The organism is Enterobacter sp. SECR19-1250, assembly GCF_013391025.1.
Lineage (GTDB): Bacteria > Pseudomonadota > Gammaproteobacteria > Enterobacterales > Enterobacteriaceae > Enterobacter > Enterobacter cloacae.
Genome location: NZ_JACASJ010000006.1, coordinates 12,005 through 38,109, shown reverse-complemented (window position 1 = coordinate 38,109; position 26,105 = coordinate 12,005). Strand labels below are relative to the sequence as shown.

At 55.0% G+C, this 26,105-nt stretch carries 22 protein-coding genes and 1 pseudogene; 12 read left to right on the top strand and 11 right to left on the bottom strand.

Annotation, left to right across the window (positions count from 1 at the left end; genetic code table 11):
• Window positions 1-182: 182 nt before the first annotated feature.
• The gene (gene ptsP / locus HX884_RS02890) at window positions 183-2,429 is read right to left on the bottom strand and encodes a phosphoenolpyruvate--protein phosphotransferase (RefSeq protein WP_020689338.1); all 2,247 of its coding nucleotides are present in this window, start codon (window positions 2,427-2,429) and stop codon (window positions 183-185) included.
• Between the two features lie 12 nt (window positions 2,430-2,441).
• Window positions 2,442-2,972, bottom strand: a complete 531-nt coding sequence (gene rppH / locus HX884_RS02885; protein ID WP_013098553.1) for an RNA pyrophosphohydrolase — start codon at window positions 2,970-2,972, stop codon at window positions 2,442-2,444.
• Window positions 2,973-3,414: 442 nt separating this feature from the next.
• Here rppH and HX884_RS27130 point away from each other — a divergent pair.
• From HX884_RS27130 to HX884_RS02870, 4 genes and pseudogenes are all read left to right on the top strand, one after another.
• Window positions 3,415-3,501, top strand: a pseudogene (locus HX884_RS27130) (hypothetical protein); the annotation flags it as partial.
• Window positions 3,502-3,655: 154 nt separating this feature from the next.
• A complete protein-coding gene (gene mutH / locus HX884_RS02880; RefSeq protein WP_102751619.1) occupies window positions 3,656-4,348 on the top strand; it encodes a DNA mismatch repair endonuclease MutH in 693 nt (230 codons plus the stop codon).
• Window positions 4,349-4,476: 128 nt separating this feature from the next.
• Window positions 4,477-4,695, top strand: coding sequence for a YgdI/YgdR family lipoprotein (locus HX884_RS02875; protein ID WP_013098555.1), 219 nt, complete (start codon window positions 4,477-4,479; stop codon window positions 4,693-4,695).
• Between the two features lie 132 nt (window positions 4,696-4,827).
• Window positions 4,828-5,868, top strand: coding sequence for an NADP(H)-dependent aldo-keto reductase (locus HX884_RS02870; RefSeq protein ID WP_178327627.1), 1,041 nt, complete (start codon window positions 4,828-4,830; stop codon window positions 5,866-5,868).
• Between the two features lie 393 nt (window positions 5,869-6,261).
• On the opposite strand, the gene lplT is transcribed toward HX884_RS02870, so the two are convergent.
• Window positions 6,262-7,455: a lysophospholipid transporter LplT gene (gene lplT, locus HX884_RS02865; RefSeq protein ID WP_178327626.1), complete on the bottom strand. Its 1,194-nt coding sequence runs from the start codon at window positions 7,453-7,455 to the stop codon at window positions 6,262-6,264.
• Entirely contained in the window at window positions 7,448-9,607 is a 2,160-nt protein-coding gene (gene aas / locus HX884_RS02860; RefSeq protein ID WP_178327625.1) for a bifunctional acyl-ACP--phospholipid O-acyltransferase/long-chain-fatty-acid--ACP ligase, read from the bottom strand. The genes lplT and aas overlap by 8 nt, the downstream gene beginning before the upstream one ends.
• Before the next feature lie 422 nt (window positions 9,608-10,029).
• Here aas and galR point away from each other — a divergent pair, with 422 nt between their 5' ends.
• A complete protein-coding gene (gene galR / locus HX884_RS02855; RefSeq protein WP_045293188.1) occupies window positions 10,030-11,046 on the top strand; it encodes an HTH-type transcriptional regulator GalR in 1,017 nt (338 codons plus the stop codon).
• Here the strand turns inward: galR and HX884_RS02850 are convergent.
• From HX884_RS02850 to HX884_RS02835, 4 genes are all read right to left on the bottom strand, one after another.
• Entirely contained in the window at window positions 11,007-11,483 is a 477-nt protein-coding gene (locus HX884_RS02850) for a GNAT family N-acetyltransferase (protein ID WP_178327624.1), read from the bottom strand. The two genes, galR and HX884_RS02850, sit on opposite strands and share 40 nt — an antisense overlap.
• Complete coding sequence (locus HX884_RS02845; RefSeq protein WP_013098561.1) at window positions 11,480-12,253, bottom strand: GntR family transcriptional regulator; 774 nt, start codon at window positions 12,251-12,253, stop codon at window positions 11,480-11,482. Before HX884_RS02845 ends, HX884_RS02850 begins: the two co-directional genes overlap by 4 nt.
• A 90-nt stretch (window positions 12,254-12,343) precedes the next feature.
• Window positions 12,344-13,771 (bottom strand): glycoside hydrolase family 1 protein, encoded by a 1,428-nt coding sequence (locus HX884_RS02840; protein ID WP_178327623.1) that lies wholly within the window; start codon window positions 13,769-13,771, stop codon window positions 12,344-12,346.
• 7 nt (window positions 13,772-13,778) lie between these two features.
• Window positions 13,779-15,104 carry a PTS sugar transporter subunit IIC gene (locus HX884_RS02835; RefSeq protein ID WP_178327622.1) on the bottom strand — a complete coding sequence of 442 codons (1,326 nt, stop codon included), beginning with the start codon at window positions 15,102-15,104 and terminating at the stop codon, window positions 13,779-13,781.
• Between the two features lie 300 nt (window positions 15,105-15,404).
• Here HX884_RS02835 and HX884_RS02830 point away from each other — a divergent pair, with 300 nt between their 5' ends.
• On the top strand, window positions 15,405-16,442 hold the full coding sequence (locus HX884_RS02830; RefSeq protein ID WP_178327621.1) for a LacI family DNA-binding transcriptional regulator: 1,038 nt from the start codon (window positions 15,405-15,407) through the stop codon (window positions 16,440-16,442).
• On the opposite strand, the gene lysA is transcribed toward HX884_RS02830, so the two are convergent.
• Window positions 16,412-17,674: a diaminopimelate decarboxylase gene (lysA, locus tag HX884_RS02825; RefSeq protein ID WP_040021662.1), complete on the bottom strand. Its 1,263-nt coding sequence runs from the start codon at window positions 17,672-17,674 to the stop codon at window positions 16,412-16,414. The two genes, HX884_RS02830 and lysA, sit on opposite strands and share 31 nt — an antisense overlap.
• Before the next feature lie 122 nt (window positions 17,675-17,796).
• On the opposite strand from lysA, the gene HX884_RS02820 reads away from it, so the two are divergent.
• Entirely contained in the window at window positions 17,797-18,723 is a 927-nt protein-coding gene (locus HX884_RS02820) for a LysR family transcriptional regulator (RefSeq protein ID WP_020689348.1), read from the top strand.
• On the opposite strand, the gene HX884_RS02815 is transcribed toward HX884_RS02820, so the two are convergent.
• Window positions 18,718-19,410, bottom strand: coding sequence for an aspartate/glutamate racemase (locus tag HX884_RS02815; RefSeq protein ID WP_038983872.1), 693 nt, complete (start codon window positions 19,408-19,410; stop codon window positions 18,718-18,720). The genes HX884_RS02820 and HX884_RS02815 overlap by 6 nt on opposite strands.
• Window positions 19,411-19,545: 135 nt before the next feature.
• On the opposite strand from HX884_RS02815, the gene HX884_RS02810 reads away from it, so the two are divergent.
• The gene (locus tag HX884_RS02810) at window positions 19,546-19,869 is read left to right on the top strand and encodes a cupin domain-containing protein (protein ID WP_178327620.1); all 324 of its coding nucleotides are present in this window, start codon (window positions 19,546-19,548) and stop codon (window positions 19,867-19,869) included.
• 40 nt (window positions 19,870-19,909) lie between these two features.
• Here the strand turns inward: HX884_RS02810 and wzz(fepE) are convergent, their stop codons facing one another.
• A complete protein-coding gene (wzz(fepE), locus tag HX884_RS02805) occupies window positions 19,910-21,034 on the bottom strand; it encodes an LPS O-antigen length regulator Wzz(fepE) (protein ID WP_013098569.1) in 1,125 nt (374 codons plus the stop codon).
• Window positions 21,035-21,442: 408 nt separating this feature from the next.
• Between wzz(fepE) and HX884_RS02800 the strand changes: the two genes are divergently transcribed.
• Genes HX884_RS02800 through HX884_RS02785 form a run of 4 tightly spaced genes read left to right on the top strand, consistent with a single transcriptional unit; the run spans window position 21,443 to window position 25,665 of the window.
• The gene (locus HX884_RS02800; RefSeq protein WP_013098570.1) at window positions 21,443-22,333 is read left to right on the top strand and encodes a carbohydrate ABC transporter permease; all 891 of its coding nucleotides are present in this window, start codon (window positions 21,443-21,445) and stop codon (window positions 22,331-22,333) included.
• Window positions 22,326-23,228 (top strand): carbohydrate ABC transporter permease, encoded by a 903-nt coding sequence (locus HX884_RS02795; protein ID WP_023620436.1) that lies wholly within the window; start codon window positions 22,326-22,328, stop codon window positions 23,226-23,228. The genes HX884_RS02800 and HX884_RS02795 overlap by 8 nt, the downstream gene beginning before the upstream one ends.
• A 12-nt stretch (window positions 23,229-23,240) precedes the next feature.
• Window positions 23,241-24,365, top strand: coding sequence for an ABC transporter ATP-binding protein (locus tag HX884_RS02790; RefSeq protein ID WP_023620437.1), 1,125 nt, complete (start codon window positions 23,241-23,243; stop codon window positions 24,363-24,365).
• Window positions 24,366-24,378: 13 nt separating this feature from the next.
• The gene (locus tag HX884_RS02785; RefSeq protein ID WP_094916401.1) at window positions 24,379-25,665 is read left to right on the top strand and encodes an ABC transporter substrate-binding protein; all 1,287 of its coding nucleotides are present in this window, start codon (window positions 24,379-24,381) and stop codon (window positions 25,663-25,665) included.
• The last annotated feature ends 440 nt before the right edge of the window (window positions 25,666-26,105 follow it).

Here is a 26,105-nt window from a genome sequence, read left to right as displayed (position 1 = left end):
TCTCCCACGGGGCAGAGGGATCCCCACAGAAAAATTACGCACGGACGGTTCCCTCTCCTCCTGGGAGAGGGCTGGGGTGAGGGGGAACATACAGCTCTGGTGGTCATTCTGAGAGCAGCGTTATTGCTTCTGTTTATGAATCATTGTGGATCCCTCAGCCTACAGGTAGAGAGATAAAAACTTCAGCGGCCACCGCGGATCAGGCCGCCCATGCCGCGTCGCTCCATAAACGCGGCGACCTGATGACGCACTTCTGTTGCCAGTTGCGCTTCAAGACTGCGCTCGGCCAGCTCGCGGGCATCCTCGATGTCGATATGGCGCAGCAGGTATTTCACACGAGCGACAGCGCGGCCGTTCATCGACAGATGGCGATACCCCAGGCCGATGAGGATCGCAACGCACATTGAATCCCCGGCCATTTCGCCACACAGCCGCAAATCGATACCGTATTGTTCCGCTTCGCGGGCAATCATCGCCAGCGCCCTAATGATAGCCGGATGCAGGCTGTCATAAATACTGGCAACACGCGTGTTGTTACGATCGACAGCCAGAATATACTGCGTCAGATCGTTGGTCCCGACAGAGATAAAGTCGACCCGGTTCGCCAGCTGCGGCAGCATGAAGACCATGGAAGGCACTTCGAGCATCACCCCGATCCGCGGTTTGGGGATCGCGTAACCGATCATCTCTTCGACTTCACGGCCTGCACGTTCGATCAACCGTCGCGCTTCGTCGATCTCATCAATGCTGGTGACCATAGGCAGTAAAATGCTGAGGTTCCCGGTCGCCGCATTCGCGCGCAGCATGGCGCGCACCTGGATCAGGAAGATCTCAGGCTGATCCAGCGTAATGCGGATCCCACGCCAGCCCAGGCACGGGTTTTCTTCACTGATTGGCATATACGGCAGCTGTTTATCCGCCCCAACGTCCAGGGTACGCAGGGTAACCGGCTTGTCGTTAAACATCTGCAACATGCCCTGATACTGTGCGACCTGCTCCTCTTCTGAGGGAAAGCCGCTTTGCAGCATGAACGGGATTTCAGTGCGATATAAGCCGATGCCATCAATGCGGCTGCCGAGCTTCTCTTCATGCTCGGGGCTTAAACCTGCGTTGAGCATAACTTTGATGCGCTCGCCGCTTTTGAGCTGTGCAGGCAGGTCGACGTCATCTTCCGCCAGCTTGCTTAATTCATTCTCTTCACTGATAAGGCGCTGGTATTCCTGGAGCAGGACCGGCTCAGGATCGACCAGGAGCTCACCGCGATAGCCATCCACCACCAGCGTGCGTCGGTGCAGCACCGAGGGCTGAATATCGGCCCCCATAACGGTGGGGATACCCAGGGCACGAACCATAATAGCCGCATGGGAGTTAGCTGCGCCATCGCGCACCACCACACCTGCCAGCCTGTCCTGCGGCAGCTCCGCCAGCGTGGTCGCGGACAATTCATCGGCAACCAGTACAAAGCGTTTTGGCCAGGCATTCGGCCCCTGGATCGTGTCATCAAGGTGGAACAGCAGTCGCTGACCGAGTGTACGTAAATCTCCCGCACGCTCTTTCAGGTAACCGTCTGTCAGTGCGGCAAATTGCTCAGCAAATTTTTCGATGACCTTTTTAACGGCCCATTCCGCTACGGCACCTTTATCAACCTCGGCAAAAAGCTCACGGCGCAGACGCGCATCGGAGAGCAGGTGCGAATAGAGGTCAAAAATGGCCGCCGTCTCTTTTTGCGCCCCGGCGGCAAAGCGTTTGCTGTAACGCCGAAATTCGTTGGCCGCCTCTTCCAGCGCCGCGGTGAGGCGCTCGCGCTCAAGCGCTTCATCCAGCGTTGAGGCTTCGTACACCTGTTCCATCAGCGGCAGGGTGGCGTCCATCCAGCCTTCAGCAATCGCCACGCCAGGCGAGGCCGGCAGCGCACGAATACGCGTGTGACGGTACTGCCCAAACAGGGCGGCAAGCTGAGACTGAGAGAGGATCGCAGCCATCTGCGTGGCTAGCGTCACGAGGAAAGACTCTTCGCTTTCGTCATACTGACGCAGTTCGCGCTGCTGAACGACGAGTACGCCAAGCAGTTGACGACGCTGGATGATCGGTACGCCCAGGAAGGCGCGGAAACGCTCTTCTTTTACGGAGGGAATGTATTTAAAGCTGGGGTGCTTTTGCGCGTCGGCAAGGTTGATGGGTTCAGCCAGTCGCCCCACCAGGCCTACGATACCTTCATCAAAGGCGAGCGTAACGGTACGACCGCGTGGTTTTTTTAAACCACGGGTCGCCATCAGGTAGTAGCAACGTCGGTCATGATCGGCCAGATACACCGAACAGACTTCAGTTTCCATCGCAAGACAGATGTCAGTGACCAGAATATTCAGCGCCTCGTTCAGACGAGGCGCACTGGCCACTTTCTCGACTATTTCTCGCAAGCGGGTGAGCATGATTTGCGTAGCTTAACCTCTTTTACGTCGCCAGGCAGGTGCGCTCTGCGGCTTAGGCGGGATCTCCTGAAGCTGCATGACAACACTTGCGAACTCTTTCATCACCCTACGGTAAACATCGCGTTTAAATGACACGACCTGACGAACAGGATACCAGTAACTCACCCAGCGCCAGCCATCAAACTCCGGCGTACTGCTGGTTTGCATATTGATATCTGAATCGTTGCCCACCAATTGCAACAGAAACCACTTCTGTTTCTGGCCGATACAAACCGGCTTTGTGTCCCAACGCACCAAACGTTTCGGTAACTTGTAACGCAACCAGTTGCGGGTCGAAGCCAGGATGCGAACATCTTTTCGGCTTAAACCGACCTCTTCAAACAGCTCCCGGTACATCGCTTGTTCTGGGGACTCCCCTGGGTTGATCCCGCCTTGCGGAAACTGCCAGGAGTGCTGACCATATCGCCGGGCCCACATCACCTGGCCCTGACGATTACAAATTACTATTCCTACGTTCGGGCGGTAGCCATCGTCATCAATCACCGGACTACCCCAAACTAAATCTGATATATGAATGATTGTTTCACACTACAGGGAGGCGGTAAACCACTCTCTTACAGGCCTGCAACCTAATAACATTTGAATAACTCACAAATATGCGCAGAGTTATAAACAGATAAGCGACAACAAGGGCAATTTTATTCACCTTTTCTGTGGATATAGTTGTGAAGAAGTGTGGAATTACCGATGAACAACCTGAAGAGCCCCTCGCTACACCGTGTCACCCGCTGAAAACATTCCTATAATATTCATTTAATTAGCTCTGTTTTTAGCGCCCCAGGAAGGAATTACGTGATGATCATCACACCTATGATCGTTATGCTGATGAAAGATCGAACAGCGTCGGTTTTATCCACAGATTGTGCCAATAAGTTAGGCACAATTTGTGTGAAAATTCGATTTTCGTCGCACGTCAAGGCTGTAAATTGAAACAGTAGTCAGGGTTATTCCCAGTTATCCCACTTTTCTGTGGATAACATGGTGTAAGATCCTGTTTATTGTCAGTGACCAGAATTGAACAACCCGTTTTTCACTTCTGAAAGGACGGTCGCACATAACTAAAAAAACCTAAAAATCATGCACATGGCATATTCGTACAGAAAAAGTTAAACTCTATCCACAGGGGATAGTTTCTTAGTTTATTTTTTAATCAAAAGGTTGCCGTCATGCTTGCGCTCTCACCCATGCTTTCTCCGCCAACAAGCGAAGCCCAGTTGCTTGGGCAGGCGCAGCGTCTGGCGGGCTTTTCGCTTGGCGAACTGGCAGCGATGGCAGGATTGCCGATCCCAAAGGATCTGAAACGAGATAAGGGCTGGATCGGCATGTTGCTTGAGTTGTGGCTGGGGGCAAGTGCGGGGAGTAAACCCGAGCAGGATTTTGCGGCTCTGGGCGTTGAGCTAAAAACCATTCCCATAGACCGTCTGGGAAAGCCCCTTGAAACCACCTTTGTCTGCGTGGCGCCGTTAACCGGGAATACCGGCGTGACGTGGGAAACCAGCCATGTTCGCCATAAACTCAAGCGTGTGCTCTGGGTTCCGGTTGAGGGTGAACGCCAGATCCCGCTGGCTGAACGCCGGGTAGGCGCGCCGCTGCTCTGGAGTCCCGATGAAGATGAAGAGCGGCAGCTAAGGCTGGACTGGGAAGAGCTGATGGATATGATCGTCCTTGGACAGGTAGAGCGCATCACGGCCCGACACGGAGAAGTTTTACAGCTGCGTCCGAAAGCGGCCAACAGCAAAGCCCTCACCGAGGCTATTGGCGTCAAGGGCGAACCGATACTCACGTTGCCGCGCGGCTTTTATCTCAAAAAGAACTTCACAGGTGCGCTGCTGGCTCGCCATTTCTTACTGAAAACATAGTTTTTTACTCATTTTGCGAACTATCAAACATAATCGACGGGGATTTAAGATTTTCCCCCTTTCTCCTTTCGATATATCAGGTTAATACTACACTATGATTTGATACGAGCCAGGTGAGGACGATAACGATGAAAAAATGGGCAGTGTTGATTTCAGCAGTGGGTTTAGCGTTTGCGGTATCGGGCTGTAGCAGCGATTACGTTATGGCGACGAAAGATGGCCGCATGATCCTGACCGACGGTAAACCTGAAGTCGACGATGATACTGGCCTGGTCAGCTACCATGACCAGCAGGGTAATAAAATGCAGATCAATCGCGACGAAGTTTCGCAGATTATCGAGCGATAAACAGATAAAGGTCAGTGGCTTGCTGGCCTTTTTGATTTTTTTCTTCCCCTTTTGCTTCCCCTCTGCCATGTTTATATTCCTTTGTCGGGAGGTTCCTGACGTGGTCTGTATTTCTAATGAAGGAAGCCGGCTATGCATTATCACCGTATCCCCCACAGCGCTCTGGAAATAAGCCAACTGGGGTTGGGCACGATGACATTTGGTGAACAAAACAGCGAAGCCGATGCCCATGCACAACTCGATTATGCCGTCAGCCAGGGCATTAACCTGATTGATGTTGCAGAGATGTACCCTGTACCGCCTCGTCCGGAAACGCAGGGGCTTACCGAAACCTACGTCGGCAACTGGCTCGCCAAACGCGGGAATCGCGAAAAGCTGGTTGTTGCGTCAAAAGTCAGCGGCCCCGCACGCAACAACGATGCCGGGATCCGTCCAAACCAGATCCTCGATCGCAAAAATATCCGCGCCGCGCTGGATGCCAGCCTGAAGCGCCTGCAAACCGACTATCTCGATCTCTATCAGGTTCACTGGCCGCAGCGCCCCACCAACTGCTTTGGAAAGCTGGGCTATAGCTGGAATGAGAGCGCCCCGGCCGTTACGCTACTGGAAACGCTGGAAGCCCTGGCCGAATGCCAGCGAGCGGGAAAAATCCGCTACATCGGTGTCTCTAACGAAACGGCCTTTGGCGTGATGCGCTATCTGCACCTGGCGGACAAACATGACCTGCCCCGCATCGTCACCATCCAGAACCCATACAGCCTGCTCAACCGCAGCTATGAAGTGGGTCTGGCCGAAGTGACGCAATACGAAGAGGTGGAATTGCTCGCCTATTCATGTCTGGGCTTTGGTACGTTGACAGGGAAATACCTTAACGGCGCGAAACCTGCCGGAGCGCGTAACACCTTGTTCAACCGCTTTACCCGCTACAGCGGTGAGCAGACACAAAAAGCCGTGGCGGCCTATGTGGATATCGCGAAACGTCACGGCCTTGATCCGGCTCAGATGGCCCTGGCCTTCGTGCGTCGTCAGCCGTTTGTTGCCAGCACTCTGCTGGGCGCAACGACCATGGAACAGCTGAAAACGAATATCGAGAGTTTCCATCTGAATCTGAGTGAAGAGGTATTAGCAGAGATTGAAGCGGTGCATCAGGTATACACCTACCCGGCACCGTAATAAAAGCAAACGGCAACCTGGTTGCCGTTTTTAGGGTTTGCCCCCTCTCTCTGTGGGCTGAGAGATCCCCAGTTTTTTTTACCGAAAGCGATGAAGTTACATCCGCCCGTCCCCGATAAGCCGGAAGGAATAAGCCGAGGGCACCGCGGAGCGGCGATTTACCGCCGGTAGCCCGGGTCGCCAGTGTGGTGGCGACTGAGCCACCCTGGCACGTTCACAAGTCATGCCGTTACAGAGTAGCAAGGAACATAAAGTGAACGGAATGACCTCTACAGCCATATGTTCCCCCTCACCCCAACCCTCTCCCTCAAGGGAGAGGGGGTCCTCCGTGCAGGCATTATTTTATGGGGATCCCTCAGTCCTGTGGGAGAGGGCCGTGGTGAGGGTCACAGATCAACGGCGACGCTGCCAGATCCATAATCCGGCAATCGCCAGCGCAAACAGCGCACCGAATCCTACGCCAATCCCCACCACCGGCACACCGACTTTAACGGCCAGCGAATAGAGCCCCAGCATTAACAGCATCGCCAGGTTTTCACCGAGGTTTTGCACTGCAATGGCATTCCCTGCGCCAACGGTCTGCTTGCCGCGCTCCTGCAACAGCGCATTGAGCGGCACAACGAAAAAGCCCCCCAGAATACCAATCAGGACAAGCAGCGCGTAGGCGGGTAGCAAGGCGTGCTGCAGCGAGAAGATAAGCACCACCACGCCAATCAGGATCCCCGCAGGCATGCAGCGTGCAACGGTCTCAAGCGTCACCAGCTTCGCCGCCGCGCCAGCCCCAACGACAATCCCAATCGCCACCATTGCGTTAAGATAAGTCGGTGTCGCATTGTCAGTAATCCCCAGCGCCACCGGCACCCACAGCACCAGCAGGAAACGCAGCGTGACGCCTGCGCCCCAGAACATGCTGGTGCCCATCAGGGAGAAGCGCGTTTCACCGTTACGCCACAGCACGCGGCAGGCGTTGAAGAAACTGCCTGTCATAGGCGTAAAGCGCCAGGATTGCCCCGGGCGAGCCACCGGCAATTTTGGAATAAACAGGTTGGCTATCACCGCCCCGCCATACACCACGGCACACACGCTCAGCGCCGCCAGCACATGCCAGTCCGCCAGCACGCCCCCTGCGACAGAACCGAGCAGGATCGCCGCAATGGTAGAGGACTCCATCAGCCCGTTGGCTTTCACCAGCTTATCGCCGGTCGTGAGTTCCCCCAGGATGCCATACTTCGCCGGGGAGTACGCCGCTGCGCCAATGCCCACCAGCGTGTAGCCGATAAACGGGTTGATACCAAAACAAATACTGGCGGCGCCCAGCAGTTTCAGGCCGTTCGCAAACATCATCACCCGGCCTTTCGGGAAGCTGTCCGCCACCTGTCCGACAAACGGAGCGAAAATAATGTAAGCACCCACAAATACCATCTGCAGGATGGGCTGGCTCCAGTCTGGATAAAACTCGGCCTTCAGCAATGCCAGGGTGGCAAACAGTAACGCATTGTCACCAAAGGCAGAGAGAAACTGGGCGGCAATGACCGCCATCATGCCCTTCGACCAGAGTGAGGTGTTAGTGTGTACTGACTCACGCATTTTGCTGTTCCGCCTCGTCAACCATGCCCTTCAGGGTCACGAAATCAGGCTTACCGCTGCCCAGCACCGGAAGCTGCTTCAGGTAACGAATATCGCGCGGTACCGCCAGCTCAGGAATGCCATGTTCACGCGCATGCTGTAGCAACCGGTCGCGTTTCAGTTCGCTGTCGGTGGTGAACAACACCAGCGCTTCGCCTTTGCTGGCATCGCTCTTCACAACCGTAGCATGCAGCTTGTCAGCGGATACCGCTGTCGCCAGCTGCTCAACCATCTCCAGCGAGACCATCTCACCCGCAATTTTGGCGAAGCGTTTTGCCCGGCCCTGGATCTGCACGAAGCCCTGTTCATCGAAACGGACAATATCTCCGGTGTCATACCAGCCCGTCTCACTCTCGCCATTGACGTTTTCCGCCGTCGGCACTTCCAGCACGCCCGGATTTTCCACGCGCAGATAACCGTTCATCACGTTTGGCCCCTTGAGTTGCAGACGGCCACCGTCCTCAATGCCAGGTACCGCCAGCAGACGCGCATCCATTCCCGGCAGAATACGGCCCACCGTCCCCGGTTTCGCCGCCATCGGCACGTTGATCGAGACCACCGGCGCGCATTCGGTAACGCCATAGCCTTCAAGAATGCGCAGACCAAACTTGTCCTGCCAAATCTGGCGCGTGCTCTCCTGCAGTTTTTCCGCCCCGGCCACCACATAGCGCACGCGGTAAAAGTCATACGGATTGGCAAAGCGCGCGTAATTACCGAGGAAGGTTGAGGTGCCAAACAGCACGGTGCAGTTACGGTCATACACCAGCTCCGGCACAATGCGATAATGGAGCGGGCTTGGGTAAAGGAACACTTCGGCACCGGTCAACAGCGGGGTAAAAAGCCCCACTGTCAGGCCAAAGGAGTGGAACAGCGGCAGCGCCGACATGAACCGGTCATTGGCGGTAAAGTCAGCAATACTTTTAATCTGCTCCACGTTTGCCAGAATGCTCTTGTGACTGTGAACCACCCCTTTCGGGTTTCCCTCTGAGCCAGAGGTAAAGAGGATAATGGCGTCATCTTCCGGCTGCTGTTTGACCTGGGCCAGACGCGGCATCAGCAGGTGAGCGAAAATCCACAGCTTGTCACCCGCCGTCACGTCCGCTTTCAGATCTTCCAGGAAGACCCAGCGTACCTGCGTCAGCTGCTCCGGCAGGTGCCACAGCTTGCCTTTATCGAGGAACTGGCGCGAGGTGAAAACGGTATTGATTTGAGCCGCGGTGATGGCACTGGTCAGCCCTTTTACGCCCGCCGTGTAGTTCATCATCGCCGGGATACGGCCCCGGGAAACCGCGCCAAAAATCACCGCCGCGCTGATCCCGGCGTTCGGCAGCATCAGGCCAATTCTCTCGCCTTTCTGGCTGTATTTCTCAAGTATACGTCCCACGAACAGGGTTTTGGTCAGCAGCTTGCGATAGGTGTCCGGAGTGAAGTTAATGTCTTCAATGCAGTTTTTCTTCGCGCCATAGCGGTACTGCGCCGACAGCAGAGATTCATAGAGCGTTTCGCGCGGGCGGACGGCCATCCGCGCTTCCATCATGATCTGGTGCAGCATTTCACCGGCGATTTTACGGCGGTCGCGCGCACGCGGCGCGTCGGGCATCGGTAATGAGGTTGGCGGCAGAATATGCAGGGTAATTTTCGGGAACAGGCGCTGCTTCACTAACCCTTTCAGACGACTGAAATGGGTGAGCTCCGCCCCTTCAATACGCAGTGGCACAACGGTCGCTTTTGACTTCGCCGCCACAAACCCTGCCCCGTCGTAGATTTTCATCAGCGAGCCGGTGACCGAGATCCGCCCTTCCGGGAAAATCACCACCGGACGTCCCTGCTCAACCAGACGTACCAGATGTTTAATCATCATCGGTTTTGTCGGGTCGAGCGGCACAAAATCAATCAGCGGGGTGAGCCAGCGCATGTACCACTGCTGACTAATAGAGGTATAGACCGCAAACACCGGGCGCACAGGCAGAAACAGCGCCAGCAGGATGCCGTCGATAAAGGAAACATGGTTTGGTGTGATAAGTACACGCTCGCCGCGGAGCGCCGTTGCATCGCCCGTTAAACGGACGCGAAAGAGGATACGGAACAGTGTGCGAAAGAACCCAAAAAGCATCTCAACTCCCTTTGCCAGCCAGTGTGAAGGGTAAGTAAATGGTGGCAGATTACACGAGAAGTGGTACAGGAGCGACAGCAAAAATAGAGGCGAAAAAAAACCTGCGCATCCGCGCAGGTTGGTGCAAGAGATGAGTACGAAACCGTACTAAGAAATCTCACCAATCAATACCTCTGGGATCTCAACTTTATCAATGTCGTCTTCTTTCCCGCTATCGGACAATCGCAACAGCCTGAGGCAAAGTGTAACTAAAGGTTCAGATTGACATTATTCCGACATGTCTGGCCGTGTAACGATTACACCGCCGGGGTTGTGCTGCGTCACGTTTGTGGAGAGGGAAAGTGCGCCCCCCTTGAATGCACGGCGCTTTTCCGCAACACTTATTGGCGTGTAAACGCTTACCCCCACTAAGAAGGTAATGAATGGCGACAATAAAGGATGTGGCCCGTCTGGCAGGTGTTTCCGTCGCGACCGTGTCGCGCGTGATCAACGACTCCCCAAAAGCCAGTGACGCATCACGCCAGGCGGTGCAAAACGCCATGGAATCTCTGAACTACCATCCTAATGCTAACGCCCGTGCGCTCGCTCAACAGTCAACCGAAACCATCGGGCTGGTTGTGGGTGATGTCTCTGACCCCTTTTTCGGCGCCATGGTGAAAGCGGTTGAGCAGGTTTCTTATCAGACCGGGAATTTTTTGCTGATCGGCAATGGCTATCACAATGAACAAAAAGAACGCCAGGCTATCGAGCAACTGATCCGCCACCGCTGCGCGGCGCTGGTTGTCCATGCCAAAATGATCCCCGACGCCGAACTCATTCATCTGATGAAGCAGATCCCCGGAATGGTGATCATCAACCGGATTATTCCCGGGTTTGAGAAACGCTGCGTGGCGCTCGACGACCGCTACGGTGCCTGGCTTGCCACCCGCCATCTGATTCAACAGGGTCACACCCGCATTGGTTATCTCTGCTCAAATCACCCCATTTCCGATGCCGAAGATCGCCTGCAGGGGTATTACGATGCCCTGCGCGAAAACGGTCTGCCGTGCAATGACCGGCTGGTGGCTTACGGTGAACCCGACGAGAGCGGCGGCGAACAGGCAATGACAGAGCTGTTAGGACGTGGAAGGAACTTCACCGCTGTCGCCAGCTATAACGACTCAATGGCAGCCGGAGCTATGGGGGTGTTAAATGACAACGGTATTGAGGTGCCGGGAGAAATTTCCCTTATTGGCTTCGATGATGTGCTGGTCTCCCGCTACGTGCGCCCTCGCCTGACCACCGTCCGCTACCCCATTATCACCATGGCCACGCAGGCGGCCGAGCTGGCGTTAGCACTCGCCGAGCAGCGTCAGCCACCGGAAATCACCCACCTGTTTAGTCCAACGTTAGTGCGCCGTCACTCTGTTGGATCACCCGCCGAAGCCCCGGACGAATAGCGATAGAGATGTACCGTTTTGTCCGGGTACTCCAGCGCATCGCCGATATACTGCCAGCCGTAACGTTCGTAGAAGTCACGGCAGGCAGACCAGAGATGCAACGTGTCATACCCGGCCTGTGCGGCATAGTGGATAACATGCTTTTGCAGCAGCCCCGCCAGCCCCTTGCCTCGCGCCGCGTCATCCACGTACAGGGCTGCCAGCCAGGGGCAAAGATCCTGTCGGGTGATCAGATCGCAGCGCCAGAGCCCCACGGTGCCCACAAGCTGTTCGTTCTTCAGGGCAATAAAGGTCAGCGGTAATGCGCCCGGCGTCTGGCTGTGCTCAACAATACTGTGGAAAAACGCCCGGGGCAGGCCGTCGCCAAAGGCCTGCCAGATCCAGTCGGTCACCTGCTCCGCATACTGCGGTGCGGCGTAGAGCGGCAGAATAGTCATACCAGCTTCCCCTGGAAAATAGGCACAGATTCAAAGAGATAGCCGTCAAAATCCGGCGCGTCTTCGTCTGAGAGTTCAAGTAAGCTTTTTTTCACGTTTTCCAGATGCTGGAACATTGCCTGCCAGGCGCCCATGACGTCACGGCGGCGCAGCGCGGCCAGGATGGTTTGCCGGTCACCCAGCCATTTCAGGCGGTACGCGCGGCTGGCGATGTGGCCATTAAACTGCTGCCACAGCGGACTGCTGTCCATGTGATGCCAGATACTCTCCACCGTCGCCAGCAGCATCTGATTTTGCGTCGCGCCCGCCAGGACCAGATGGAACATCTTATTGTTGTCCTGACTATTATCGTCGGCGGCAATCGCGCGTTGCTCCTGCTCGATAATACGGCGCAGATTGTCGATGTCTGCACGGGTCGCCATTTTGGCGGCAAACGCGGCAATATTGCTTTCGAGGAGCTGACGGGCCTGTAAAATCTCAAACGGCCCCACGTCGCTATTGAGAAAACGCTCTTCTTCGTTTTCATGCTCTTCGGGGATGCGCATCACATAAACACCGGAGCCCTGGCGAATATCCACCGTGCCCTGCAACTCCAGCATCAGTAAGGCCTCGCGCACGATGGTGCGGCTTACGCCGTACTTCTCGGCAATATTGCGCTCAGGAGGAAGACGCGAACCAACGGGATAGTGCCCCTGGATAATCTGCGCCCGTAAATCCTCGCCAATTTCCTGGTACTGTTTTTTTTCCGGCAGGATGACAGCCTTATCCACGTTTTCACCTGTTTTTTCAGTTAATGCGCAGACCGGGCGTCCTCCCGGCCAGTTTGTGCGCTATTTTACCAGAACCGGCATGCTTTTCGCCTACTTCCATTCATCATCAACCTGAAGCGTGAGCCTCCGCGTATCGCGTAGCTGCCGGAACCAGGAGGCTGATTTTTTTGCTCGTCTGGCACGCTGGTTATCCAGATCGATCTCAATCAACCCATAGCGGTTTTTAAACGCGTTCATCGGCGAGACGTTGTCGGTAAATGCCCACAGCATATAGCCATGGCAGTTCGCCCCCTCCTCCCGCGCCAGCAGCGTGTAGTAGAGGTGTTCGCTGATGAAATCGATGCGGTAAGTGTCGTCGATAATCCCATCGCGATTGCGAAATTGCGCTTCGTTTTCCACTCCCATTCCGCTTTCCGCCACGAACCAGTCGATATTGCGATAGTCTTTTTTAATCCGCATCGCCATGTCGTAAATAATGCGCGGGTAGATCTCCCAGCCGCGGGAGCGGTTCATGCGCCGCCCCGGCAGTTCAAACGGCTCGTAGTAGTATGCCGGGTGGAATGGCGTGTCCGGATGCCAGGCGCGGGAAGGTGCCTTCACACGGTGCGGGTAGTAGAGGTTAATCCCCAGTTCGTCGACGGTGTTATCCGCAATCAGCGCCAGCTCGTCCGCGGTGTACTCCCACTCAACCTGATGCTGCTCCAGCAGGAGAAAAAGCTCTGCTGGATAGCGCCCGTGCACCAGGGGGTCGAGGAAGAGACGGTTGTAGAAAAGATCGTACATCTCAGCGGCCCGCAGGTCATGCGGTGCGCGGGAGCGGGGATAGGTCACCTCCGGGTTGAGAATACAGCCCACAGAACCGCGATGGCCTTTCTCGCGAAACAGCTTCACCACCTTTGCCGTCGCCAGCACCTTATGGTGATTCCACTGCATCCACGTGCCGGTGTTCTGCTCATACGGCCAACGCAGCGCGTCCAGATAGACGCGGGTCTGCACGACAATCGGCTCGTTGAAGGTAAACCAGCGGGTCACTTTACCGTGGTAGCGTGCAAAGACCTTTTCCGCATAGCGGACAAACAGCTCAACCACATGCTTTGACGCCCAGCCGCCGTAGGTATCCAGCAGCACGCCCGGCAGTTCGTAATGTTCGAGGCAGATCATCGGCTCAATGCCCTGACGGTGCATCTCATCGAACAGCGCGTCGTAGTAGGCAGCGTACTCTTCATCCACCGTCGCGTTTTCGTAGTCGGTTAAAAAGCGTGACCAGTTGATCGAGGTGCGGTAGTGCGTCAGCCCCGCCTGCTTCATCAGGGCCACATCCTCGCGAAAACGGTTGATAAAATCGGTCGCCACCGCCGGGCCATAGCCGTTGTGCCAGACGTGGCGGTCATTCTTGTACCAGAGATCGATCCATGAATCCTGCCCCGGCTTTTTACCGCTCCAGCCTTCGGTCTGCCAGGCCGATGCGGCCGCGCCGAGAATAAAATCCTGCGGTATGACTATCTGTTTTGTGCTCATCGCATCCTCACGGGTTGTCAGTGGCCTGCTGCAGCGCGGCCTGCTCTGCGCGGCGTGAAGCGATTTTCACAAACGGCAGATAGATAATGACGGCAGTCACAATGCAGATGAGCTGGGTGATCACCGCCCCCATCGAACCTGCCGTAGAAAGCCAGGCGTTGATCAGCGGCGGCGGCGTCCACGGCACCATCACCACCGCTTTACCGGCAAACCCGGTCACGGTGGCGAAGTAGCCGATGGAGCCCGTCACCAGTGGAGTGATAATGAAGGGAATGGCGAGGATCGGGTTAAGCATGATTGGCATACCGAAGATCACCGGCTCGTTGATATTAAAAATCCCCGGGCCGATGGAAAGCTTGGCGATCTCTTTCATCTCCTTGCGTTTGGTGGCAATCATCACCGCGATCAGCAGGCCGATAGTCAGGCCCGAACCGCCGATGCTCATATATACATCCCAGAACGGCATGGTGATGATGTTCGGCACCTCTTTACCCTGTTCAAACGCGCTCATGTTGACGGTGATCGCCCCCAGCAGCAGCGGCTCGCGGATCGGCTTGATCATCTGGTTGCCGTGGATACCAATCACCCAGAAAAGCTGTGCAACGAACATCAGCAGCAGGATCCCAGGCAGACTTTGCACCACCCGCTCCAGCGGCTGTTGCACCACCTGATACACCGCGTCGTAGAGATACATCCCGGTGATCTGATGAAACACAAACCCCAGCGTGGCAATGGCAGTGGTGGTAATAATCGCCGGGATCAGCGCGGAGAACGACGCGGCCACGTTAGGCGGCACGGTGTCCGGCATTCGGATCTTCAGCCCCGGGCGGTTCTCCAGCCAGCAGTAGATTTCAACGGACAGAATGGCGATAAACATGCCGAGGAACAGGCTGCGGGTATCTGAGAACTGGCGCAGCAGCACGTCTTTCACCACGTGCATTTCGCCATCCACCAGCATTTCCACGGTGGTGGGCGTCACGCAAATAAAGCAGATCACCGCCAGCAGCCCCGGGAAAAGGGATTTGATACCGTTGATGCGCCCCAGCTCAATGCCAATCAGGAATACCGCGCCAATGTTGAGGAAGTTCAGCGTGGCGTAATTCAGCGCGCTGGTGATCGGCTTTAGCGCGGCGAGGAACGACAGCGACGAAAAGCTCGCCAGGCCGTTTTTCGGATCCAGCACCATATTGGAGATCAGCACAGAGAACGCCCCAACGATGATGACCGGCATTAAGGTAATGAAGGCTGACTTGATCGCCATGATATAGCGATAACTGTTGAATTTAGTGGCGAAACTGCCCAGAGCGTCGATCAGTTTTTCCTGCAATGCCATAGGGTATTACCTCAGTAAAAGGGCTTTTATTGAATAAGGTGTACAGCCGGATACTATTGGCATACCAAAAATAGCTTTATGAGGGTAATGGTTCTGTGATTAAGCTCTCAACACCACCAGCGGTATTCCAGATCGTGATTTATGACCAATTTGGTATACCAATTGCAGCAATTTCTTCGGTTCTGACAGATCGTTACTGAAAAGCGTGATCGTGATGGGCGTTTTGCCCTTCCCGCGTCGCTTATGCGCCGGATGGTCTGTGTTAAACTGCAGATCGTTACGTGGAATCAGGAATGTCTAATGGCAACAATGCTGGATGTCTCACTGCGCGCAGGTGTATCAAAAGCCACGGTATCGCGCGTGCTGAACGGCACAGGTCAGGTCAAAGAGAGCACGCGTCAGCAGGTGTTCGCGGCAATGGAAGAGCTGGGGTATCGCCCGAATTTTCTCGCGCGTTCGCTGGCTAACCAGACCAGCAACAGCATTGGTCTGGTGGTCTCAACCTTCGATGGCTTTTACTTTGGCCGCCTCCTTCAGCAGGCCTCCCGGCAGACCGAAACGCACGGGAAGCAGCTGATCGTCACCGATGGTCATGACGCGCCGGAACAGGAAGAACAGGCGGTACAGATGCTGGCCGATCGCAAGTGTGACGCCATTGTGCTCTACACGCGGTACATGAGCGAAAAAGCGATCATGAAGTTGATCCACTCCGTGCAAACCCCGCTGGTGGTCATCAACCGGGAAGTCAGCCAGGCTCCCGATCGCTGCGTCTTCTTCGAACAGCAGGATGCCGCCTTTAAGGCCGTGGATTACCTGATAAACCAGGGCCACCGGGAGATCGCCTTTATTACCGTCCCTATCCACACCCCTACCGGTAAAGCCCGCCTGATGGGCTACCGTAAGGCGCTGGAAAAGCACGGCATTCGTCTGGATGAGCGGCGGATTAAGTACGGCGATGCGGGCATGACGCGGGGGTATGAACTGTGCAGGGAGTTGATTGCTGACGGTGTGCCGTTTAGCGCCCTGTTTGCCTGTAACGATGATATGGCGCTGGGAGCCTCCAAAGCCTTGCACCAGGCAGGGCTGAAGATCCCGCAGGATATTTCACTGTTTGGCTTTGACGATGCGCCCAGCGCAAAATGGCTGGAGCCTGCGCTCTCATCGGTTTATCTACCGATAGATAATATGATTGTCACGGCCATCGACCAGGCGATCCGGCTGGCAAAAAACCAGCCGGTAGAAGCGATCCCGCCGTTTACCGGTACGCTGGTACTACGCGACTCGGTAACCACGGGGCCATATTTTACTCAGACGAGTTCCAGCGCCAGCAGCTCCTGAATGGTCTGGCGGCGACGGATCAGCCGCGCCTTGCCGTTATCAAACAGCACTTCCGGCAGCAGCGGGCGGCTATTGTAGTTAGAAGACATCGACGCCCCATAAGCGCCGGTATCGTGCAGCACCAGATAATCCCCGGGTTTCACCTCCGGCAGCGCGCGGGTTTCTACTTTCCCCCCTTCCTGCTGGGTAAAGACATCGCCCGATTCACACAGCGGGCCTGCGACAACCGTATCAATACGTGGGGCGTCGGTTAAATCGCGGCCATCGGCGGCGAGCGCTGAAATATGGTGGTAGCTGCCATACATGGACGGACGCATCAGGTCATTAAAGCCCGCATCAATCAGCACGAAGTGGCGCGATCCCATCTCTTTCACGCTACGCACCTGAGCAACCAGCACGCCAGATTCCGCCACCAGGAAACGACCCGGTTCAATTTCGAGCTTCACCGGATGCCCCACATGCGCGGCAACTTTGTCGCGGGCGGCGCTCCACAGGCCGTAATAGTGATCGGTATCGATCGCCTCTTCCCCTTCACGATAAGGAATCGAGAGGCCACCACCGGCGGAAATCGCCTCCAGATCCTGCCCAAAGTCGATAACCTGACGCACCATCGCGCCGCACACCTGTTCCAGGTGACCGTAATCCACGCCCGAACCAATGTGCATATGAATGCCCACCAGCTTCAGGTTGTAACGCTGTAATACCTCCAGGGCGGCTGGCATATCGGCATACCAGATGCCGTGTTTACTGTTTTCACCGCCAGTGTTGGTTTTCTGGCTGTGACCATGCCCAAAACCGGGGTTCACACGTAGCCAGACGCGGTGGCCGGGAGAAACCTGTCCAAGCTGTTCCAGCATATCCACAGACCCGGCATTAACCGGGATCTGCAGTTCATGCACGCGGGCAAGCGTCGCGTCGTCGATCAGATCCGCAGTAAAGACAATTGCGTCAGGATCGGTTTTAGGATCGAAGCCAGCCGCCAGCGCGCGCTCGATTTCACCCAGCGACACGGAGTCAACCTTCACGCCCTGCTCGCGCATCAGGCGCAGGATATGGATATTGGAGCACGCCTTCTGGGCAAAACGCACCACGTCAAACTGATGCAGCGCAGCAATCTTCTCGCGAACGATTTGCGCATCGTAGACCCATACCGGGCAGCCAAACTCGGCAGGCAGGCGCAGCAGGTTATCGGCATTTAAATCGGTGTCAGTCTGGTTAAGCGGGCGTGGCATGGTCTTCTCCGGGTGGTCATCTTTTTTATGATTACGCCACAGCAGAAAGAGAATAAAAAATATCGTTTTATCGCGAGTCTATGCAAAAATGATATGGACAGTCCTTCGCTTTCAGGTGCCCTATGCCCGCCGTCAACCTACGCCATATTGAGATTTTTCACGCCGTGATGACCGCCGGCAACCTCACCGAAGCCGCGCAGATGCTGCACACCTCGCAGCCTACGGTAAGCCGCGAGCTGGCACGGTTCGAGAAAGTGCTGGGACTGAAACTGTTTGAACGCACCCGGGGCCGGCTGCACCCAACGGTACAAGGGCTGCGTCTGTTCGAGGAAGTGCAGCGCTCGTGGTATGGGCTGGACAGAATTGTCAGTGCGGCGGAAAGCCTGCGCGAGTTTCGTCAGGGCGAACTGTCGATTGTCTGCCTGCCCGTCTTTTCACAATCCTTTTTACCGACGCTGCTGCAGCCTTTTCTGGCCCGCTATCCGGAGGTCAGTCTCACTATCGTGCCGCAGGAATCTCCGCTGCTGGAAGAGTGGCTTTCAGCGCAGCGTCACGACCTGGGGTTAACCGAAACCCTCACCACCCCTGCAGGTACGGAGCGCACGGAACTGCTCACGCTGGATGAGGTTTGCGTGCTTCCTGCCGGGCACCGGCTTGCCAGTAAAGCAATGCTGACCCCCGCTGATTTCCACGGGGAAAATTACATTAGCCTGTCGCAGACCGACAGCTATCGACAACTGCTGGACACGCTGTTTGCCGAACATCAGGTAAAACGCCGGATGGTGGTGGAAACGCACAGCGCGGCCTCAATATGCGCGATGGTACGTGCCGGGGTAGGCGTAGCCGTGGTTAACCCGCTTACGGCACTGGACTATGCCGGGAGCGAGATTGTGATTCGCCCGTTTAGCCTCTCCGTCCCGTTTACCGTCAGCCTGATCCGCCCCCTGCATCGCCCGGCGTCGGCACTGGTTGACGCCTTTACCGGGCATTTGATTGAGCATGCGCGTGAGGTGGCGCTTCGCTTACCTGACCGGCAAAATCCGTTATGACAGCATAAACTCCACCGCATCAGCAGCGTGAATGGCGGCAGTGTCGAATACCGGGATCGCGCTTCGCTCAGCCGGTACCAGCAGGCCGATCTCGGTACAGCCGAAGATCACCCCTTCTGCCCCCTGCCGGGCAAGTTGTTCAATCACGCTGACGTAATACGTCCGGGAAGACTCACTGAAGGTGCCGAGGCAAAGCTCATCAAAAATAATCTGATTAATGCGCGCCCGGTCGGCGTCATCCGGGATCAGGCTTTCGATACCAAACTCACTGCTCAACCGGCCACGGTAAAAATCCTGCTCCATGGTGTAGCGCGTTCCCAGCAGCGCCACGCGACGCATCCCCGCCGCGCCAATCGCGCGCCCGGTCGCATCCGCAATATGCAAAAACGGCAGCGGGCAACGCGCTTCAATGTGCGAAGCGACTTTATGCATCGTGTTGGTACAGAGCAAAATCCCTTCGGCACCGGCACGCTGAAGCCCGAGTGCCGCCTGCGCCAGTATCTCTCCGGCTTTGTCCCATTCACCGCTCGACTGGCACGCTTCAATCTCATGGAAATCCACGCTGTGCAGCAGCAGACTGGCAGAATGCAGTCCCCCGAGGCGCTGCTTCACCCCTTCATTAATTAAACGATAGTAGGGAATGGTCGATTCCCAGCTCATGCCACCCAGCAGGCCGATTGTTTTCATTATCCCTCCTTCTCTGTTTATCTCAGTGAAGCAAACTTGTGATCGCGTTTCCAGTTCTTTGTCGCGCCGTTTCTTTTTAAAAGAAGGTGATATAAATTAAATGAAACAATATTTCATTTTATGACGAGGGAAAGCATGTTTATTTTCCACAACGAGACCACGCTTGACGATCTGGGTAACGGCATAACCCGTCGGATCCTGGCCCATAGCGGTAAGATGATGGCGGTTGAAGTGAATTTCGCCCAGGGCGCGATTGGCCCGATGCATAGCCATCCGCATGAACAGCTAACCTATGTGCTGTCCGGTGAGTTCGAATTCACCATTGGTGAAGAGAAGCATATTGTCAGGGCCGGCGATACGCTCTACAAAGCGCCGCATGTCATGCACGGCTGCGTATGTCTTCAACCCGGCACCCTGCTGGATACCTTTACCCCCGTACGGGAAGATTTTTTGCAATAAAAAAGGGCGCTGATTTCAGCGCCCTTTTTCTCTGCGTCAGTTATTCCGCTACCGGCTCTGGCAGCGGGTTACGGCTAAGCATCGCTTCACGAAGCAGCACGCTACCGCAGGCGAACAGCCCACCCAGGATCCCCGCCAGCATGACAATCAGCGCTTTCCCCGGGCCATCTTTTTTCACCGGCATGGAAGGTGAAAGCTGATACTTGAAGGGTTCCAGTTTAACGTCTTCAACGGAGAGTTTTTTCAGCTGCGCCAGATAATATTCACGGTTCTGGAAGTCTGCATTCAGCTCAGACACATCCTTAAGATTTTTCTCAATCTGCAATTTCTGCGCGATACCGTCAGCGCCGAGGGCAACGGAGTAATCCGGATCGTCTTTTACGGCCTGTCCGTTGCTGTAGACAGGTTTCTTAATGCCCGCCGCGTTAGCCACTTCCAGCGAATAGTTAAGACGCTGCAGATTGGTGTTGTGAATATTGGTCAGACGCACCCGATCCAGATCCAGCTGCTGCTCTACCACCTTCGTTTTCAGGGCGAGCTGGTTACGGATATTCAGCATGATCTCTTGCTCGACAATCGCGGCAATATACTTGATATACCCTTCCAGAACGGTTTGCGCATCTCCCGCCGTGGGGGCGGTGAAGCTGAGCGTCCAGGAGACGTAAGGCGCTTTATCCGCGTCTTTTACCTGAGTGTTATCAATCGCTTTCATCTTCTCAGAGATATTGACCACCGCACGATGCAGCTCCAGCGGATCCACGTTTGTCCCTTCAAGCTGTGACATAACGTAAGGGGAGGATTTCATATACTCTTCAAGCAATGACTGCGACTGAAACTTTTTGATAAACAGTCCAAACACTTCATCACGGGACACTTTTACGTCCACATCCAAAACCTGGAGTGCCACCATCATCTGGCGCAGCGGGTTCCACTGCGTCTGTTCGGCAGGCGTGATCACCGCTTTACTGGTCCATTTCTGCGGCAGTAAAAAGGCAATCGCCAGTCCGGCCAGCGCAAACGCGAACGCAATTGCGATGATGCGTTTTTTGGCGGCAAGCAGGATGTCTAACAGCCCCAAAAGGTCGATTTCTTTAGTGCTGACAGCCGGGGTGGCATAAGAAGGAAAATCGAGGTCCGTGTTTTTTTTGAAATCCATCGCTGACATAGACGTTCTTCTGTTAAGAGTGCAGGTAATTTCTGCCTCGTGAGTTCAAGTGGTCCGATGATACAAGAAAGTAAGAATAATCTGAACGCGATATTGATCTATCTGTGTACTGGCTATCAAAGTTGGTAGTTAGTACCTTACCGGTATTATTGTTATTAATCATCCGCTTTTCTTTCTGCTTACATGCAAGACCTGCCTTGATCGCCAGAAATAGCGGCAAAATGCCACCCTCCTCACTTTATTGAAACAGCGTTTCGATGCTGATCACATTTCCATCATTAAGCGAATGACGCGGGAAAAAATAGCCATAATATAAAATAAAACACTGTTTTATTATTCGAAAACTACGGTTCGGATGTCATGAAACTCATACCGTCATTTCACCCACTGATTGCCAGGTAGGTCTGTATGAATGAAAACAAGCTGCTGGGGCTCGCATGGATATCACCCTACATTATTGGGTTGATACTCTTTACGGCTTTCCCCTTCGTATCATCGTTTTTCCTCAGTTTTACGGATTACGATTTGATGAGCCCACCGGTGTTTAACGGCATCGAAAACTATCGCTATATGTTTACTGAAGACACGCTCTTCTGGACATCAATGGGTGTCACGTTCGCGTATGTATTTTTGACCATTCCGCTGAAGCTCGCGTTTGCATTAGGGATTGCGTTTGTTCTCAACTTCAAATTACGCGGGATCGGCTTTTTCCGTACCGCTTACTATATTCCGTCGATCCTCGGCAGCTCCGTGGCGATTGCTGTGTTGTGGCGCGCCTTATTTGCGATAGATGGTCTGCTGAACAGCTTTATTGGCGTATTTGGCTTCGACCCGGTGAACTGGCTGGGTGAGCCCTCTCTGGCGCTGATGTCCGTGACCCTGCTGCGCGTCTGGCAGTTCGGCTCCGCGATGGTCATCTTCCTGGCGGCGCTGCAAAACGTTCCGCAGTCTCAGTATGAAGCGGCAATGATCGACGGCGCGTCCAGATGGCAAATGTTCATGAAAGTGACCGTGCCGCTGATTACGCCGGTGATTTTCTTCAACTTCATCATGCAAACCACTCAGGCATTCCAGGAATTTACCGGGCCGTACGTCATTACCGGCGGCGGGCCAACCTACTCGACCTATCTGTTCTCGCTCTACATCTACGACACGGCGTTCAAATATTTCGATATGGGTTATGGCGCGGCGCTGGCGTGGATCCTGTTCCTGGTGGTGGCCGTCTTTGCAGGTATCGCCTTTAAGTCGTCGAAATACTGGGTGTTCTACTCCGCCGATAAAGGAGGCAAAAATGGCTGATATTCAACACCTTTCCGCGGCAAGAAGCGTCGCCGAACGCGAGGTTGCCCGTACGCAGCGCAGAGAGAAAATCAACGCCACCGTTCGCTATACGATCCTGCTGTTTGTCGGCCTGCTGATGCTCTACCCGCTGGTGTGGATGTTCTCAGCGTCGTTCAAACCGAACCACGAGATCTTCACTACCCTGAGCCTGTGGCCAGCACATGCCACCTGGGACGGGTTTATCAACGGCTGGAAGACCGGGACCGAGTACACCTTCGGCCATTACATGCTGAACACCTTTAAGTATGTGATCCCCAAAGTGATCCTGACCATTATCTCCTCCACCATTGTGGCGTATGGTTTTGCCCGCTTTGAGATCCCGTGGAAAAAATTCTGGTTCGCCACGCTCATCACTACCATGCTGCTGCCCAGCACCGTGCTGTTGATTCCGCAGTACCTGATGTTCCGTGAAATGGGCATGTTGAACAGCTACATGCCGCTGTACCTGCCGCTGGCCTTCGCCACGCAGGGGTTCTTCGTCTTTATGCTGATCCAGTTCCTGCGCGGCGTGCCGCGTGACATGGAAGAGGCGGCGCAAATCGACGGCTGTAACTCCCTTCAGGTGCTGTGGTACGTGGTGGTGCCGATCCTGAAACCGGCCATTATCTCCGTCGCCCTGTTCCAGTTCATGTGGTCAATGAATGACTTTATCGGGCCGCTGATTTACGTCTACAGCGTGGATAAATACCCGATTGCATTAGCGCTGAAAATGTCCATCGACGTTACCGAAGGTGCGCCGTGGAACGAAATTCTGGCAATGGCGAGCATCTCCATTCTGCCATCCATCATTGTGTTCTTCCTGGCCCAACGCTACTTCGTGCAGGGCGTCTCCAGCAGCGGAATTAAAGGTTAAGAGGGAAATATCATGGCTGAAGTTGTCTTCAATAAACTGGAAAAGGTTTACTCCAACGGCTTCAAAGCCGTACATGCTATCGACCTGAAGATCGCCGAGGGGGAGTTTATGGTGATCGTCGGTCCATCCGGCTGTGCCAAGTCCACCACCCTTCGCATGCTGGCGGGGCTGGAAACCATCAGCGGCGGTGAAGTGCGGATCGGCGATAAGATCGTGAACAACCTCGCACCGAAGGAGCGCGGCATTGCTATGGTGTTCCAGAACTACGCGCTCTACCCGCACATGACGGTGCGCGAAAATCTGGCCTTTGGTCTGAAGCTAAGCAAACTGCCGAAAGAGCAAATTGAGTCGCAGGTAAACGAAGCGGCCAAAATCCTGGAACTGGAGTCGCTGCTTGACCGCCTGCCGCGTCAGCTTTCCGGTGGACAGGCCCAGCGAGTCGCGGTTGGCCGCGCGATTGTGAAAAAGCCGGACGTGTTTCTCTTTGACGAACCGCTGTCAAACCTTGATGCCAAGCTCCGTGCCTCGATGCGTATTCGTATTTCTGATCTGCATAAGCAGCTGAAGCAGTCCGGTAAACCGGCCACCACCGTCTACGTCACGCATGACCAGACCGAAGCGATGACCATGGGCGACCGTATCTGTGTAATGAAGCTGGGCCACATCATGCAGGTCGATACCCCGGATAACCTCTACCACAAGCCCAACAACATGTTCGTCGCGGGATTCATCGGTGCACCGGAGATGAACATTCGTAAAAGCCAGCTGGTGGAAAAAGCCGGTCAACTGCACATCACCCTCGGCAATGAAACCATGCCGCTCAATGCGCAAACGCAGGAAAAAGTCGCTGCTTACGCCGGTCAGGACGTGTTCTACGGCGTGCGTCCGGAATTTGTGTCGATCTCAGACTCGCCTTTCCCGGATGGGTGCAGCGGCGAAATGGTGCGCGTGGAGAACATGGGCCACGAATTCTTTGTGTACCTGAAGGTAGCAGACCACGAACTGACCGCCAGAATCCCTTCGGAAGAGGCTAAGCCGATGATTGCTAAAGGGCTTAACCGCAAAGTCTATTTCCGCTTCGACATGAATAAGTGCCATATTTTTGACGCAAAAACTGAACTGAACCTCTCTCTCTGATGGAGCAAGAAAAATGAAAAATGTGCTTTTAAGCGCAGCAATCTCCGCGACCCTGGGCCTTACTGCTTTGCCATCGATGGCGCAAACTACCGATTTACGTATGTCCTGGTGGGGCGGTAATGGCCGTCACCAGGTGACGCTGAAAGCGTTAGAAGAGTTCCATAAACAGAACCCGGACATTAACGTTAAGGCGGAATACACCGGCTGGGACGGCCATCTTTCCCGTCTGACCACCCAGATCGCAGGCGGCACAGAGCCGGATGTGATGCAAACCAACTGGAACTGGCTGCCGATCTTCTCGAAAACCGGCGACGGCTTTTACGATCTGAATAAAATGAAGGACGTGATAGATCTAAGCCAGTTTGATGCCAAAGAGCTCCAGTCCACAACGGTCAACGGCAAGCTGAACGGGATCCCAATCTCCGTGACCGCGCGCGTCTTCTACTTTAACGACGAAACGTGGAAAAAAGCGGGCATCGAGTACCCAAAAACCTGGGACGAACTGATGGCCGCCGGTAAAACCTTCGAAAGCAAGCTCGGCAAGCAGTATTACCCTGTCATACTGGAACACCAGGACACGCTGGCGCTGCTGAATTCTTACATGGTTCAGAAATACAACATCCCTGCCGTGGACGAGAAAACCAAAAAATTCACCTACAGCAAGGCGCAATGGGTGGAGTTCTTCCAGACCTACAAAAAACTGATTGATAGCCATGTGATGCCGGACACCAAATACTATGCGTCGTTTGGCAAGAGCAACATGTATGAGATGAAGCCGTGGATCCAGGGGGAATGGGGCGGCACCTATATGTGGAACTCCACCATCAATAAATACTCCGATAACCTCAAGCCACCGGCAAAACTGGTGCTGGGCAGTTACCCGATGCTGCCGGGTGCCACGGATGCGGGCCTGTTCTTCAAACCGGCACAGATGCTGTCGATCGGTAAATCGACCAAAAACCCGGAAGCGGCGGCAAAGCTGATTAACTTCCTGCTGAACAGTAAAGAGGGCGTGGAGACGCTGGGCCTGGAGCGTGGCGTACCGCTGAGCAAAGTGGCGGTTCAGTACCTGACTGAAGCCGGTACCATTAAAGAAAACGACCCGTCGGTTGCAGGCCTGCGTCTGGCGCAGTCGCTGCCTGCAAAACTCAGCGTGTCCCCTTACTTTGACGATCCGCAGATTGTGGCGCAGTTCGGCACCTCGCTGCAGTATATCGACTATGGTCAGAAATCGGTGGAAGAGACCGCTGCAGATTTCCAGCGTCAGGCTGAGCGTATTCTGAAGCGGGCGATGCGTTAACCCTCACTCCGGCCCTCTCCCTTAAAAGGAGAGGGAGCAAACCATTCCCTCTCCTTTGGGGCTGATGGATCCCCAGTAATTTTTTACCGAAAGCGATGAATGTTGCTTCAGGAAAATTAATGACTTACAGCGACGCCCTGGTCCGGCTGTAAATCGCTGAGGCGTTCCCTGCAGGCCGGGGCGAGGCGCATGGATGCGCCGAGAGGGCGGCTTTACAGGGATGTTACATCCGCCCGTCCCCGATCAGCCGGAAGGAATAAGCCGAGGGCACCGCGAAGCGGCGATTTACCGCCGGGAGCCCGGGTCGCCAGGGTGGTGGCGATTGAGCCACCCTGGCACGTTCACAAGTCATGCCGTTACAGAGTAGCAAGGAACAGAAAGTGAACGGAATTACCTCTACAGCCGTATGTTCCCCCTCACCCCAACCCTCTCCCTCAAGG

Coding starts and splice junctions, on each gene's coding strand:
- ptsP (WP_020689338.1), bottom strand. CDS start 2,429: ATGCTCACCCGCTTGCGAGAAATAGTCGAGAAAGTGGCCAGTGCGCCT.
- mutH (WP_102751619.1), top strand. CDS start 3,656: ATGCTTGCGCTCTCACCCATGCTTTCTCCGCCAACAAGCGAAGCCCAG.
- HX884_RS02875 (WP_013098555.1), top strand. CDS start 4,477: ATGAAAAAATGGGCAGTGTTGATTTCAGCAGTGGGTTTAGCGTTTGCG.
- HX884_RS02870 (WP_178327627.1), top strand. CDS start 4,828: ATGCATTATCACCGTATCCCCCACAGCGCTCTGGAAATAAGCCAACTG.
- lplT (WP_178327626.1), bottom strand. CDS start 7,455: ATGCGTGAGTCAGTACACACTAACACCTCACTCTGGTCGAAGGGCATG.
- aas (WP_178327625.1), bottom strand. CDS start 9,607: ATGCTTTTTGGGTTCTTTCGCACACTGTTCCGTATCCTCTTTCGCGTC.
- galR (WP_045293188.1), top strand. CDS start 10,030: ATGGCGACAATAAAGGATGTGGCCCGTCTGGCAGGTGTTTCCGTCGCG.
- HX884_RS02850 (WP_178327624.1), bottom strand. CDS start 11,483: ATGACTATTCTGCCGCTCTACGCCGCACCGCAGTATGCGGAGCAGGTG.
- HX884_RS02840 (WP_178327623.1), bottom strand. CDS start 13,771: ATGAGCACAAAACAGATAGTCATACCGCAGGATTTTATTCTCGGCGCG.
- HX884_RS02835 (WP_178327622.1), bottom strand. CDS start 15,104: ATGGCATTGCAGGAAAAACTGATCGACGCTCTGGGCAGTTTCGCCACT.
- HX884_RS02830 (WP_178327621.1), top strand. CDS start 15,405: ATGGCAACAATGCTGGATGTCTCACTGCGCGCAGGTGTATCAAAAGCC.
- lysA (WP_040021662.1), bottom strand. CDS start 17,674: ATGCCACGCCCGCTTAACCAGACTGACACCGATTTAAATGCCGATAAC.
- HX884_RS02820 (WP_020689348.1), top strand. CDS start 17,797: ATGCCCGCCGTCAACCTACGCCATATTGAGATTTTTCACGCCGTGATG.
- HX884_RS02815 (WP_038983872.1), bottom strand. CDS start 19,410: ATGAAAACAATCGGCCTGCTGGGTGGCATGAGCTGGGAATCGACCATT.
- HX884_RS02810 (WP_178327620.1), top strand. CDS start 19,546: ATGTTTATTTTCCACAACGAGACCACGCTTGACGATCTGGGTAACGGC.
- HX884_RS02800 (WP_013098570.1), top strand. CDS start 21,443: ATGAATGAAAACAAGCTGCTGGGGCTCGCATGGATATCACCCTACATT.
- HX884_RS02795 (WP_023620436.1), top strand. CDS start 22,326: ATGGCTGATATTCAACACCTTTCCGCGGCAAGAAGCGTCGCCGAACGC.
- HX884_RS02790 (WP_023620437.1), top strand. CDS start 23,241: ATGGCTGAAGTTGTCTTCAATAAACTGGAAAAGGTTTACTCCAACGGC.
- HX884_RS02785 (WP_094916401.1), top strand. CDS start 24,379: ATGAAAAATGTGCTTTTAAGCGCAGCAATCTCCGCGACCCTGGGCCTT.